The sequence below is a fragment of the Acetobacter sp. KSO5 genome, from assembly GCF_044094635.1.
Taxonomy (GTDB): domain Bacteria; phylum Pseudomonadota; class Alphaproteobacteria; order Acetobacterales; family Acetobacteraceae; genus Acetobacter; species Acetobacter cerevisiae.
This window is the reverse complement of the sequence record NZ_CP172014.1, coordinates 1,680,437-1,693,993: the sequence shown is the minus strand read 5'-3', so window position 1 is coordinate 1,693,993 and position 13,557 is coordinate 1,680,437. Positions and strand designations below refer to the sequence as shown.

Sequence of the window (13,557 nt, the reverse complement as noted above, 5' to 3'; positions counted from 1 at the left end):
GGGATGCATCCATGAGCATGAGGCCGTCTTACCATCAGGGGAGGGGCGGGTGTGGGAGTGACTTACACCGCGCTCAGGGGCTGAAGCAAGTTGACCGGGGGTTCCGGAAAACGTGTTGTAACACGCTGTTCCAAAACGAATTTTGGTTTCGCCGGAAAGGAAAGTTTCCTTTCGTCATAAAACCTTAACAGAATTTCTGGCCTCCATGAGGGGGGAAATGCGGGCGGTGGTTCATCTTAGAGAGTGAATTTTGCACCGTGTCCGAAGGTAATGGTCCTCTCATGCGTTCAGTTAAGACAATCAGCACACTTACACTGCTGTCCTCTACCGTCACGTGCAACATGGCGTTTGGTGCGACGCACATGTTCAACATTCCTGCGGGCACAGTCCCGGAAGCCCTTTCTGTTTTCCAGAAGCAGTCCGGGTCCGGGGTAATTGCCAAAGCCAAAGACTTCCGGAATGTCAGAGTGTCCTCTGTGCATGGCATGATGGATGATCAGGTTGCGCTGCAAAAGCTGCTGTCTGGCACAACCCTGCAGGTCAGCCGGCAGAATCAGGGCTCTCACTTTGTTATTGTCGAAAGAAAACTTCCGCGGGAAGCCAGGGCAAGCGGTGAAAATGTGGATGTCGTAGAACGTCGCAAGTCAGATGGCGGCGGCATGATGGTAAGGCACACCACGGCGAGGACGGTGAGTTCTCTGTCTCACACCTATATCGAAATGCAATCTCCGACCTCAACCATTGAATCTCTTATTCAGACGCTGCCGGGCGTGGTGTCGGCCAGCGAAGGCCCGCTGACAACGTCTTTTTCAACTATCCATATTCGAGGCATGTCGCAGCCTGAAATTGGCGTCACGTTTGAGGGGATGCCAGCCGCCAACCCGTTTACCTATAGCACCTACACGCCCTCACTGGTGGACAGTGAGAATATGGGGCAGGTGAATGTGATGCAGGGGGCGGTTGATATCAATTCTCCCACCTACAACGCGACCGGCGCTGAGATATCTGCGACAATACGCCGCCCGACGGATCGGCAGAATATTCATGTAGCAGGTTCTGGTGGTTCCTATGGGACCAATAAGGATTTCATCCGCTACGATACAGGGGAGATTGGAAATTCCGGTGTCAGAGCTTTTGCCTCTGGCTCCTACGCACGGAGTGATATGTGGCGTGGGGATGGGAATATCAGAAAGTGGCATGTCGATGCAGCCGTTACAAAGAGCTGGGCAGACCACAGTGACTCTGAAGTTATTTTTGGATTTACCAAGGCGCAGCAGGGGGAGTGGCTCTATCCCTCTCTTGCGAACTGGAACAAATATGGCGTCGATTATGGTTTGAATAAGCAGTATTACAATGGGGATACCCATTATTCCGGTTTAAATGCCAAAAATACCGGTGCCATTTATGGGGCATTGAAAAATCATTTCACGTTTGGTCATGGCCTCAGTCTTGATGCAGAAGCTTATTCCGTAGAATTTCATGGTCCCTACACGTATGGCGAAACGGTGCCTGTTTCAAATGGCTATGCCGGGGCGGAAAAATATAAACATCTCGATAATTATAAGGATCTTCCGGGCTATGACCCGGCTGTCAGCAAGCTGACATCTGTTGAGGTTTCGGATTGGTATACGCTGTCTTCCGGCCTGACGCTGACAGGGCGCTGGAAGCATAAATTCAATACCCTGAGTCTGACCTACTGGTACTCCTACGCGCAGGAAGCGGCGAGCCAGAATTTCTATCCCGTGAACGGTAAGGGGGAATGGAGTGCTCATGGTGCGCCGTTAACGGCGAACGGTGGGCAGCTTATTAGTGAAGATAACGAAAACGGTTTGCAGCAGCTCAATAGCTTTGCTGTTGATGACAAAATGGTCTTCCTGAACGGCCGCCTGACGATTGATGGCGGCATCAGAATGGCAATGGCCAACCGTCAATATACGCAGGATTTGCCGGGTGTGACGGGTAGTAATTACAAATCCATCAAGAACGTGTTTGTTCCGGCCCCGCAGGTCCTTATCAGCTATCGCTTTAACCCGCAGCATCAGATTTATGTTAATGGAACAACGGGTTACCATCTGCCTGCATCATTAAGCTCGCAGCTTTCGTCTTACAGCTATTCAACCGGCAAGGCGACCTCGCTCCCCATGTCAGATTATAAACCGGAATATATGATTACCGAGGAAGTGGGGTATCGCTACAGCGGGCTTCTGACAGCCAACGTGGCCGGTTTCCATTACAATGTGACCAACCATCAGGTTTCGGCTGAAAGCTATGAGCCGGGGTCAACCTCCACCATTTCTCAGCTGATCAATGCGGGTGGAATGGAGGCTTATGGGATTCAGGCAGAGCTGGCGACACATCCCTGGCATCATCTGAGTTTTTATGCTTCTGGCCAGTATATGCACACTAAAAACGGCAACAATATTGCCTATGAAGGGGATTACCTGGCGACAAAGGGCAAGCAGGAAGTCGGGGCACCAAAATTCTCCGGTTCACTCGGTCTGACCTATAATGACGGTCTGTGGTTTGGGAATTTCACGCTGCAATATACAGACTCTCAGTATTCCACATTGATGAATGACCAGAGTATTCCAAGCTATGTCAGTGCAAATCTGGCAGTTGGCAGACAACTGCCCAAGATTGGTCGGGTACGCCCGAAAATCAGGCTCAATCTGGTTAATCTTGGAAATAATCACTATTTGTCTTCAATGTATGGCTATACAACCAATGCACAGACCCAGCATGGTATTGTGACAGGGAAGGCGTTTTCGGGCTCGCAGCCAACCTATGTCATTGCGTCTCCCTTTGTGGTGATGGCGACCATTTCAGCCGATTTTTGATGACATAAAAAAGAACGACCCTGTGCTGAGCAGGATCGATGGTATTCTTGTAACCTGAGTTGGACGATACACAGATCATGGCAACACGCAGAGACTTCCTGAAATACGCGCTTATGTCCGGTGCGGCGGCTGGTTCCAGCGCAGTCTTACCTGAATCCGTCCGTCGCGCCTTTGCCATTGCGCCCGATGCCGGCTCTACGTGGAAAGATGCAGAACATGTGGTGATCCTGATGCAGGAGAACCGTTCGTTTGATCATGTTTTTGGCACGTTGCAGGGCGTGCGTGGGTTTAATGATCCGCGTGCCATGCGTCAGCCAAACGGCAATTCGGTCTTTCTGCAGTCGAGCCAGTCAGGGGAGACCTATCTGCCCTGGCGGCTGAATATTCGGGATACGCGGGTAACGTGGATGGGGTCTATCCCGCATTCTCGTGATAGTCAGGTTGATGCCTGGCATGATGGCGGCCATGATCGTTGGATTGATGCCAAAAAATCCCACCATAAAGGGTATGACCGCTATCCCCTGACGATGGGATATTACACGCGAGAAGATCTGCCGTTTTATTATGCACTGGCAGATGCGTTTACGGTCTGTGACCAGAATTATTGTGGCGCGATGACCAGCACGACGCCTAACCGTCTGTTGTTCATGACTGGGACTGTGCGGGATCGTCAGGACCCGTCATCCAATGTTTACATGCGTAATGGCGAAATTCTTGAAGGCGGGATGACGTGGGACACGTTTCCTGAACGACTTGAGAGTGTCGGTGTCTCCTGGAAATATTATCAGAACGAGTTGTCTCAAACCGGCGGCATGAGTGATGCGGAACGGGGCTGGCTGAGCAATTTCAGCACCAATGTGCTGGAATGCTTTGATCAGTACGTCGTGTCTGCCAATCCGGGCTATGATGACTGGCTTGATGACCGCATCAGTGATTGCCAGAACCATCTGGACCGGCTCAATAGCCGGGAAATGCTGGTGTCAGAAACACAGGCAGAAAAGGTAGCTGAAGCGCGGGAACTGATGGCTGTTCTGACACGCCGCAAGGCACAGTCTGGCCGACCATTGGAGAAGCTGACGCCTGAAGAGCGTAGCTTGTTTGAAAAAGCCTTTGTGACCAACAAGGGTGACAAACATTATCGCGAGCTTGAAAAGCTGACGTTCCATGATGGAGAAAAATCCATCAGCATGAAGGCTCCGAAGGGCGACATCCTGTATCAGTTCCGACAGGATGTGAAAGAGGGTAAGCTGCCTGCCGTCTCCTGGCTTTCAGCGCCCGGGCATTTTTCCGATCACCCGACGTCCCCCTGGTATGGGGCGTGGTACGTCTCGGAAGTGATGGATATTCTGACAGAAAATCCGGATGTGTGGAAAAAGACGATTTTCATTATCACCTATGATGAAAATGACGGTTATTTTGACCATTGCTGTTCTTATGTCGCACCAGATCCTAAGCGCCCTGAAACAGGACGCTTTTCTCGCAGCATTGGCGGGGAGGGGCTGGAATATACAACGGCGCAAGATGAAATTGCCCGTGGCGTGCCAGAACATCAGGCGCGCAGCGGCCCGATTGGGCTGGGGTTTCGCGTGCCGATGATTATTGCCTCTCCCTGGAGCCGAGGGGGGTGGGTGAATTCACAGTTGTTTGAACACACCTCCACACTGCAGTTTCTGGAAAGATTTGTTCAGGAAAAGTTCGGGGAAAAGATTTCTGAGGCTAATATTTCTCCATGGCGTCGTGCAATCAGCGGTGATCTGACCTCCTGCTTCCGGCCCTATGATGGCTCTGTGCCAGGATTGCCTTATCTGAATCGTGATGCCCATCTGCATATGATTGAAGATGCTAAAGATCGCCCAATGCCCAGCGGTTTCAAGGCGCTTGAAGCGGCCGAAATTACGGAGTTGCGGAACAATCCGGAAAAAATACAGCAGACCGTAAGGCAGGAGCCGGGTGTCCGGCCAGCCTGTGCGCTGCCTTATGAACCCTATTGTGACGGCGGTGTAAGCGCGGATGGCCGGAGCATTCAACTGCATATGAAAGCAGGTACGGCTTTGTATGGTCGGCAGGCCGCAGGTTTGCCGTTTAACGTGCATTGCTACACCAGCCCGGAAAGCAACAGCATGCAGGTGGCTACCTATGCTGTGGCAGCAGGCGATACGCTGGATGCGTCATTCGAGATGGCCTCATTTTCTCAGGGGCATTATGACGTTGGTGTTCATGCTCCCAATGGTTTTTACCGGCGCTACAAGGGCCAGCAGGATGGCCTGCGGATAGAAGCGTCTTGCCGTTATCTGGCCGGTAAGAAAAAAGATCTGGTGCTGAGTCTGAGCAATCATGGAAAGAAAAAGGTTGAACTCACCTGCATTTCCAAAGCCGGACAGATAAACCGCACCGTACGTCTGCTTGCCGGACAGACGCTGGCTGTTCCGTTTGATCTGTCCGAAAGTGCTATGTGGTATGATATTATGGTGTCGGCTGCAGAGGAGCCTGAATTCCTGTACCATTTTGCCGGTCGGGTTGAAACGACGCGGCCTGGGAAGACGGATATCGCAATGGGAGGCTTGCAGACCGGCTAAAAACCTCGCATTGAACCGCCTTCCTGGCTTTTGTAGATAAGGGGAAGCGGTGGCCTTGCTTGGGGGCGGCCAGTTTAAAAGAAGGTTCTCATTCGTGCGCTCTTTCAGACTGCTGCAATCAACATTTCTGGTGACAGGATGTGCTCTCCTGCTGGCACTGGGGCTGAGCGGGCAGGTGGCTAAAGCTGAGCCTGCGACTGGTGCAGCCTGTAACCCTGCGGCAGATGGGAGGAACCCGTGTCCCCGGAGCCTGCGTCTGGAAAAACAGCAACCTTTGTCCATGATGGCGACAGTGGGCAAGGCGATGTTTTTTGACCCGGCCTTGTCAGGTTCCGGCAAGTTATCCTGCGCCTCCTGCCATGTGCCCAGTCTGCATTATGGTCCATCTGGGAACGCTCCGGTTTTCAAAGGCGGCGCAACGGGCGACAGAGAGGGGCGACGTGCGATCCCCAGCCTGACCTATCTGGAGCGTCAACCGCCGTTCAGCATTGGGCCTGATGATGCTGTTGCTGATGATATTGCCCCCACAATCGCGGTACCCGTGACGGGAGGTAATCATGCTGCAAAAAGTGCCGTGAACACGGCAAGCTCAGCAGCCAATCTGGTGCCGCAGGGCGGTCTTTTTCTGGATGGTCGGGCTGATACACTGCACCAGCAGGCCAGCGGCCCCATGTTTGACCCGGATGAAATGGCGGCTACACCGGAGAAAGTCAGCGCGCGCCTGCAAACCGTGGATTATGCTGCACCTTTGCGGGATCTGGCTGGTGTTCGCGGTAAGGCATCTTCTGATTTTCTGCTTTCCGAAGGCCTGTTTGCGTTGGCGCGCTATCAGATTGAGGACCAGAATTTTCATCCGTATAGCAGCAAGTTTGATGCCTGGCTGCAAGGCAAAGCCCGCTTCTCTCCTATGGAGCGGGAAGGGTATCTTTTGTTCAATGACCCTAAGAAGGGAAACTGTGCGGCGTGTCATGTCGATACGGTGCGGAGCGACGGTTTACCGCCTCTTTTTACGGACCATCAATACGAAGCGCTTGCTGCGCCTCGTAATTTTGCCCTCCAGCATACGCATGATCCGGCATATTATGATCTTGGGGTGTGTGATCAGAAACCGGGAGGCCGGAAAGACCTTGCGCCTTATTGCGGGATGTTTGCGACACCGACTTTGCGGAATACCGCAACCCGGCATAGTTTTTTCCACAATGGCGTTTTTCATTCCTTAGAAGATGTCATGGATTTTTATGTGTTGCGGGATCTTGAGCCGGAGCGCTTTTACCCCAAAGGGCCGGACGGCAAGGTTCAGACCTATAATGATATTCCGGCGGCTTATCGGGGCAACGTCGATACAATCGATGCGCCGTTTGACCGCAAGCCTGGGCAGGCTCCCGCTTTGACCAGGGCAGAACGGCAGGCCATTATTGCATTCCTGCAAACACTGACAGATGGCTGAACGGGGGAAACGGGGCAGGGCAGCAGGCTTTAATAAGATGCGGATCTGCTCTGCTTTCCGGGTTGTTGACCTTGATAAAAATTTAAGTGCTCATTATGACTTTCCAAGAACAGAAACGTTCTTGTGTTAATTTTTATGAATGTAAAAGGTTTCTTAATTGGGTCTCCGTAAAGATATATGGCATGTCGGTATTTCTGCTACGCCTTTGGATGCCATTATTGAAGAAGCCGGTGTAAAGGCAGAAACTGTAACCTGGCTTCCTGAGATGAAGTCTTTCCAGTTTATGGCCGATCCCTTCGGGTTCTGGAAAGACAACACGCTCTATATCTTTGTTGAAACTTTTGACTATCGAACCCGTCATGGAATTATAGAAGTCTTTATTTATGACGCCTTCTTCAAGTTTTTGGGGCGGCGCGTTGCACTTTCTGAGCCCTGGCATTTGTCCTATCCGTATGTGTTTGAAGCAGACGGTGAGATCTGGATGCTGCCGGAAGCGTATCACTCAGGTAAACTGACCCTGTATCGCGCGGCCTCATTCCCCGACGTATGGGAGCCTGCCTGCGTGATTGATCTGGGGCCCGATGTGGCTGTGGATGCCACTCCCTTTTTCCATGACGGTCTGTGGTGGCTTTTTTATACACCAGCCAGCAAGCCGCCCAAGCCGGTGGGGGAACTGCATCTGGCTTTTGCCGAGCAGTTAAAGGGGCCGTGGACACGCCACCCCCGCAACCCTGTCCGGTTTGACTCAGCCAGTACACGGCCCGGCGGAACACCGCGTGTTCTGAATGGACGGGTCATGCTGCCGGTGCAGGATTGTTCATGGACCTATGGCGGGGCTATTCGGCCGTTATGGTTTGAAGTGCTGACCCCTGATCGGGTCGTGACACATGCTGGTGCCAGGATCAGGATCCCGGCACAGTTTGCACCGTATACAGAAGGCATGCATACGCTTTCAGCCGCAGGGCCTGTCACAGTGTTTGACGTCAAACGGACAGAACTATCTGCCCATGGATTGTCTATTGAACTCATTCGAGAGTCTAAGAAGTTTCTGCAAAAAAAATGCTGAAAAACAAAGACCTTTTTTCAATCGGCATTGTTATCCATGACTTTGTATTTGGTGGGTCCGAGCGGATTGCTATTAGGCTTGCCAATTACTGGTCTCTGCAGGGTTATCCTGTTGTTGTGTTCGCCGGGGCAGAAGCGGGCGAGATGCGGGATTTGCTGGCTCCGGCAGTCAGGCTGGTTATTGCCCCTAAACCGATTTGCCGTTCCCGGTCATCCATGGCAGAGCTCGCCAAAAAGGCGGCGAAGTATTTCCAGAAAAACCCGGTAAAAGCATGCTTTGTGCCAGGGAATTATCATTGGCCTGTGGCTTATACACTGGGGAGACTGCCCCCGAAGGTACGCCCTGTTATTCTGACGCAAATCAGTTCTCCAATTTATAAACCCGGGCGTTCTGTCTGGGCGCAAAAAATCTTCAACATACGAATGCGTTTTCTGTTGAGGAAATCTGACAAACTGGTGGCGCTTGACCACACCACGGCAGAGGAAGCCAACTGCTTATTCAGGCGGCCTGTCGCGGATGTTATTCCGTTACCCGCGCTCTGCGGAAGTCTTCCGGCGGCCCGGATGCCAGACGCAGGCAATTTTAATATTCTGGCAGCAGGCAGACTGACGCACGCAAAAGGGTTTGATCTGCTAATTGAGGCCTTCGCATCCGTCGCCACACACTATCCCACCGCAACTTTGACGATTTGCGGGGCAGGGCCTGATCAGAAGGCGCTGCTTGATCTCGCTGCCCGCAAGGGCGTGCAGGACAAGGTTCGGCTCACAGGCTATGTCACAGATATCCGGCCCTATCTGGATGACGCTCGTCTGTTTGTCCTTTCATCCCGACGGGAAGGATATGGCGCCGTTGTTCTGGAAGCGCTTGCGGCCGGTCGTCAGGTCATCACAACGGATTGCACTCCTGCTGCCCGTGATTTTGTTGGATGTTCCGAGGCTGTGCATGTTGTGCCGGTGGGAGACAGTGGCGCTCTTGCGCGGGCCATGATTGCAGTTTTGGAAAAACCTGCCCCGGATAGTCAAAGGCTGGCTGAGGCTGTAAGGCCTTTTTCAATTGATTATGGTGGGCAGGCCTACCTTCACCTGATGTCCACTTTGCTTGAAACGGCAAAAAAACATTAGGTCAGTGTTTGAGATGCGCTTTGGTGCATTGGTTAAAGAGGAGCAGAGATGCGCGTCGGGTTTGTTATCCACACAATAGGCCTGATGGGCGGTACGGAGCGTACGTGCTGCGCTGTAATGAATGGTCTGGCTGACTATGCGGACATCACGCTGATAGAAGTTCTCTCAGAAGGGCCGCCTGCCTATTCTATGGATGAGCGCATCAAGCGGGATGTTTTATCAGCACAGCATGTCTCGCTTTTGTGGTCTGCGCCCACGCTGATCATGCGCCTCTATCATCTTATCAAACGTAAAAAGCTGGAAACGCTGGTTGTTGTGGAATCAACGCATGCACTCTACGCGGTTGCGGCGGCCAGACTGGCCGGCGTGCGGTGTATTGTGTGGGAACATTTCAATTACAATGTCGATCTGGGGAAAAAGAAGAGACGCTGGGGGCGTCTTATCGCTGCAAAATGGGCGAATGATATTGTCACGCTGACTCATCGGGACCAGAGCATCTGGCAACAAAAGGCACAGCCCAAAGCGCAGGTGCACTGTATTCCCAATATGGCTCCCCCCGTTTCTGAAAAGCCCTATGATATCGCGGCCCGCACGGTGCTGGCATTGGGGCGGTTAAGCCCGCAAAAAGGGTTCGACCGGCTCCTGCAGGCCTGGAAGCTGGTTGAAGAGGATCCTCGCTCTGCGGGCTGGAAACTGACGATTGTGGGTGAGGGACCTCAAAAGACCCGGCTGACAGAACAGGCTGCCACCCTTGAACGCGCCAGTGTTGGGCCGGCGCAAAAGGATGTTGCCGCGCTATTTGCTCAGGCAGGCCTCATGGTGTCGTCCTCGCGGTTTGAGGGGCTGCCCATGGTGCTGCTGGAGGCGGCTGCTTTTGGTGTACCGATTGTGGCGTTTGATTGTGAAACCGGGCCTGCTGAAATTATTATCCCCGATCAGACAGGAATTCTGGTGCCGCAGAATGATGTGGCGGGGCTGGCTGAAGGGCTTTTAAACCTGATGGCAAACCCGGAAAAACGTCTGGCTTTTTCCAGAGAGGGGAAAGACCGGATGGCGTTGTTCAGTCGGGATCATGTCATTTCCCTATGGTGCAGGATGCTAGGGCTGTAAGCCGTCTGGCTGCCTGACTTTAAACGGTTGCCAACACATTTCAGTGAGGATGCGGACGAGGCCGCAACGTGTCCAGCCTGGCCGGCGTTGGATGGATAGCTCCCTTTCCACGAAGAGAGCTTATCCGGTTGAGCAGGATGATCCGATAAGGCGGGAAGACAGCCACAGCGGACGTTCTCTGGGCCCTAGGCAAGGTGGTTCCTATGAAAATTACAGAACAACTCACATCTGCCGTCACCCAGGTTGGGGATTTCATGACTCTGGCCAGCAAGGATGTCTCCGGCATGCTTTCTGTCCTGAATGATCTGCTTGGCCCGGTCCCCCAGCCCGATGCGCCGAGCAAACTGGAACAACGCGCCAGTGCTGCCGGGATGATTGATGTCATTCGTGACTGGCAGGCACAGGATAACGCGCCGCCTGCGACGGAAGCTGAAATCAAGCAATTCTTCACGCCTGAGGAACTGACCCAGTTTTCCAATGAAACCGGGCTTTCTGACACCGCAACCCTGAGCATGCTGCAAACGCTGCTGCCTCGTTGCGTCCGACGGCGTGCCTTACATGAGCCGTTTCCGCCGCCTGCTTGACAGACCTCATTTTTGCGGGTTTTTGAGGCAGGCGTGACTGGATACTGTCGGACGCGGTGATCTGGCGGGTATGTTTACAGGGCAGGGGCCGCCATCTGGTGCGGTCTATGCGGCTTTGTAGAGATACGGTCTGGTGACAAGAGTGATGTGTCACGGGATGAAGGCCGCTATGCCCCTCTGTTTCCAATGTTCCTTTAGCCATCTGACGTGCTGATGTGGCGACGGTTCCTGCTGGGGCTGGTTCTGTGTTCTTGGGCGCATGTGGCTCTGGCCGAGCCAAAGCACCGGATAGCCTCGCTCAATCTGTGTACCGATCAGCTGGTGTTGATGCTGGCAAACCCTGAAAACATTGTGGGGCTCAGCCCTATGGTGCGGGATTGCCAGAACGCGGTGCTGTGCGAACAGGCCCGTGCAGTGCCCACTGTGCACGTTTCAGCCGAAGCCGTTGTGGCGCATCAACCGGATATTGTGCTGGGTGGCACGTATACGGCACGCGTTGCCATGCAGGTCGCCAGATCGTTAGGGTTGCCCGTGGTGGCGCTCAGACCAGCGGATAAGCTGGACGATATTCCCATACAGATCATGACGGTTGCGGAAGCTATTGGCGAGCCTGAGCGTGGCAGGCAGCTTGTAGCGGCATTTCGCGCGCGTCTGGCTGAACTGAGCGCGACAGACCCAAAGGGTCCCGTCGCGGCCATCTATGCTGCCAATGGCTTTGTAACGCAGCCGGACAGTCTACCGGATGATGTCCTGCGCCATGCCGGTTTTCAGAACTATACGGGCCAGAAGGGGATGAGTCATATGCGCAAGCTCCCTCTGGAAACCCTGATCGCTCATCCGCCTGATCTGCTTATTCTTGATCGCTCCGGGCAAGGCTACTCCATCGCTCAGGCCATGCTCGATAATCCGGTTCTGCAGAACGCTTTTCCCGAAGCGCATAAGGCCGATATTCCTGCCAGATTATGGCTATGTGGCTTACCGCAAACACTGGACGTTATCAGTCGCCTTCAAGTTAATCGTGCCGCACTGGAGGCTCTCCGATGATCACAGGTCAACAGGGACGAGGCCTCTCTTTTTATCTGGCTGCTTGCGTAGGTGTGCTGTTTGTTGTGTCCCTCTGGCACGGGGAAAGCTCCATTGCTGGCGTGCAGGCTGTGCAGGATGTTCTGGCAGGCCGTCCTACTGCCGGAGCCATTATTCTGGAGCAGTTACGTCTGCCACGCGCGCTTCTGGGCATTCTGGTGGGCGGTGTGCTCGGTCTTTCCGGCGCAACTTTGCAGGGCTACATGCGCAACCCGCTGGCAGACCCGGGTATTCTGGGCGTATCCGGAGGGGCGGCGCTGGGGGCTGTGTGCGTCTTTTATACAGGGTTGATGCAGGTCTCGCTTGTAGCCCTTCCGCTTGGTGGATTGATTGGTGCTTTTGCCGCAGTCGCGTTGCTGATGTTGCTGGTGGGGGACGGAGGTGTGCTCGTGCTCCTGCTGGCGGGCGCGGCCTTAAGCGGCTTTACCGCAGCCCTGACAGCGCTGACACTGAACCTGGTCCCAAGCCCTTATGCCTCTTTTGAAATCATGCACTGGCTGATGGGGTCCCTGACAGACCGGACCTTTACGGATGTCGCCATTTGCCTGCCGGGGGCCGTTCTGGGGAGTGCTCTGATGCTGACAACAGGCCGGGCGTTGGATGCTCTGACATTGGGGGAAGAGGTCGCTACCAGTATGGGTTTTGTCCTCACCGGCTGGCGAGGCGTACAGATACGGGTTGTGTTGGGAACAGCGCTGGCTGTTGGGTCCTGTGTAGCGGTCTCAGGCGCGATTGGGTTTGTAGGGCTTGTGGTGCCGCACGTCTTGCGCGGTTTGACGGGCTATCAACCCTCCCGCCTGCTCTGGCCGTCATTCTGGGGCGGAGCTGCTTTGTTGCTGGTGGCTGATAATGTTGTCCGGATGACGGCATCCGGACCGGAACTTCAGCTTGGTGTTCTGACTGCTTTGGTCGGTTCTCCGGTCTTCTTCCATCGGGTGTTGAAGCTGCGGAAGGATGGCGTATGACCTGCCTGCTCGCGTCAGATGTATCTCTTTCCCTCGGCGGCCGGCATATCCTGCGGTCTGTCACCATGTCTGTGCAGAGCGGCGCTGTGGTAGGGCTGATTGGCCCGAACGGAGCAGGGAAAAGCAGCCTGTTGCGTCTGCTCGCCGGGTTAAAGGTTCCGGATACGGGGGGTCTTCTGCTTGATGACCAGAACCTTGCCTCAGTCCCGGCACACTGGCGTGCCCGCCAGATTGCGTTCATGCCACAAGAGGTTGTGCGTCCACCGCCCATGAGCGTGAGCCATGTCGCGGCCCTGGGCAGGCTGGCGCATGGAGAAAGCGGTTCCGTGGCGTTTCATCATCCCAAAGTGACGGAAGCTCTTGAGCAAACGGGGTTGTTGCAGAGTGCAGACCGTCCCGCCCATCGTCTTTCCGGCGGTGAACTGGCGCGGTTGTCACTTTGCCGGATGCTCTGTGTGGACGCGCCAGTTCTGCTGGCTGATGAGCCTGTTGCGGCACTGGACCCGGCGCATGCGCTGATGGTGATGTCACTTTTTCAGAAAGCCGCGCATCAGGACGGCAAGGCCGTGGTGGTCGTGCTGCATGATCTGGCGCTGGCAGCCCGCTTTTGCGACCAGCTCGTGCTGATGCAGGATGGGGCAATCCGTGCTCACGGCGTACCGGAGAACGTGCTGGCGGAAACGTTGGTGCGGGATGTGTATCAGGTCACGACACGGCGGATTGGAACAATCCCCGTGCCGTGGGATCTCTGTCCCTGAAAAAAACCTC

The 13,557-nt window shown here is 54.3% G+C and carries 10 protein-coding genes; all 10 read left to right on the top strand.

Going from position 1 to position 13,557, the window contains the following annotated elements; genetic code table 11:
* Window positions 1-281: 281 nt before the first annotated feature.
* The 10 genes from ACHQGU_RS07725 (at window position 282) to ACHQGU_RS07680 (ending at window position 13,547) form a co-directional block, all read left to right on the top strand.
* Complete coding sequence (locus tag ACHQGU_RS07725) at window positions 282-2,837, top strand: TonB-dependent receptor (protein ID WP_395494550.1); 2,556 nt, start codon at window positions 282-284, stop codon at window positions 2,835-2,837.
* 77 nt (window positions 2,838-2,914) lie between these two features.
* Complete coding sequence (locus ACHQGU_RS07720; protein WP_395494549.1) at window positions 2,915-5,413, top strand: phosphocholine-specific phospholipase C; 2,499 nt, start codon at window positions 2,915-2,917, stop codon at window positions 5,411-5,413.
* Window positions 5,414-5,507: 94 nt separating this feature from the next.
* Window positions 5,508-6,860 carry a cytochrome-c peroxidase gene (locus ACHQGU_RS07715; protein WP_395494548.1) on the top strand — a complete coding sequence of 451 codons (1,353 nt, stop codon included), beginning with the start codon at window positions 5,508-5,510 and terminating at the stop codon, window positions 6,858-6,860.
* 157 nt (window positions 6,861-7,017) lie between these two features.
* The gene (locus ACHQGU_RS07710; protein WP_395494547.1) at window positions 7,018-7,926 is read left to right on the top strand and encodes a formyl transferase; all 909 of its coding nucleotides are present in this window, start codon (window positions 7,018-7,020) and stop codon (window positions 7,924-7,926) included.
* On the top strand, window positions 7,920-9,047 hold the full coding sequence (locus tag ACHQGU_RS07705; protein WP_395494546.1) for a glycosyltransferase: 1,128 nt from the start codon (window positions 7,920-7,922) through the stop codon (window positions 9,045-9,047). The genes ACHQGU_RS07710 and ACHQGU_RS07705 overlap by 7 nt, the downstream gene beginning before the upstream one ends.
* A gap of 48 nt (window positions 9,048-9,095) precedes the next feature.
* Window positions 9,096-10,157, top strand: a complete 1,062-nt coding sequence (locus ACHQGU_RS07700; RefSeq protein ID WP_395494545.1) for a glycosyltransferase family 4 protein — start codon at window positions 9,096-9,098, stop codon at window positions 10,155-10,157.
* Window positions 10,158-10,360: 203 nt separating this feature from the next.
* The gene (locus tag ACHQGU_RS07695) at window positions 10,361-10,741 is read left to right on the top strand and encodes a hypothetical protein (RefSeq protein ID WP_062250018.1); all 381 of its coding nucleotides are present in this window, start codon (window positions 10,361-10,363) and stop codon (window positions 10,739-10,741) included.
* 213 nt (window positions 10,742-10,954) lie between these two features.
* On the top strand, window positions 10,955-11,785 hold the full coding sequence (locus ACHQGU_RS07690) for an ABC transporter substrate-binding protein (protein WP_395494544.1): 831 nt from the start codon (window positions 10,955-10,957) through the stop codon (window positions 11,783-11,785).
* Entirely contained in the window at window positions 11,782-12,789 is a 1,008-nt protein-coding gene (locus ACHQGU_RS07685; RefSeq protein ID WP_395494543.1) for a FecCD family ABC transporter permease, read from the top strand. Before ACHQGU_RS07690 ends, ACHQGU_RS07685 begins: the two co-directional genes overlap by 4 nt.
* Window positions 12,786-13,547, top strand: coding sequence for an ABC transporter ATP-binding protein (locus ACHQGU_RS07680; protein ID WP_395494542.1), 762 nt, complete (start codon window positions 12,786-12,788; stop codon window positions 13,545-13,547). Before ACHQGU_RS07685 ends, ACHQGU_RS07680 begins: the two co-directional genes overlap by 4 nt.
* Window positions 13,548-13,557: the final 10 nt, after the last annotated feature.

Bases quoted from the DNA above. Each gene is read 5' to 3' on its own strand.
- ACHQGU_RS07725 (WP_395494550.1), top strand. From the start codon at position 282: ATGCGTTCAGTTAAGACAATCAGCACACTTACACTGCTGTCCTCTACC.
- ACHQGU_RS07720 (WP_395494549.1), top strand. From the start codon at position 2,915: ATGGCAACACGCAGAGACTTCCTGAAATACGCGCTTATGTCCGGTGCG.
- ACHQGU_RS07705 (WP_395494546.1), top strand. From the start codon at position 7,920: ATGCTGAAAAACAAAGACCTTTTTTCAATCGGCATTGTTATCCATGAC.
- ACHQGU_RS07700 (WP_395494545.1), top strand. From the start codon at position 9,096: ATGCGCGTCGGGTTTGTTATCCACACAATAGGCCTGATGGGCGGTACG.
- ACHQGU_RS07695 (WP_062250018.1), top strand. From the start codon at position 10,361: ATGAAAATTACAGAACAACTCACATCTGCCGTCACCCAGGTTGGGGAT.
- ACHQGU_RS07690 (WP_395494544.1), top strand. From the start codon at position 10,955: ATGTGGCGACGGTTCCTGCTGGGGCTGGTTCTGTGTTCTTGGGCGCAT.
- ACHQGU_RS07685 (WP_395494543.1), top strand. From the start codon at position 11,782: ATGATCACAGGTCAACAGGGACGAGGCCTCTCTTTTTATCTGGCTGCT.
- ACHQGU_RS07680 (WP_395494542.1), top strand. From the start codon at position 12,786: ATGACCTGCCTGCTCGCGTCAGATGTATCTCTTTCCCTCGGCGGCCGG.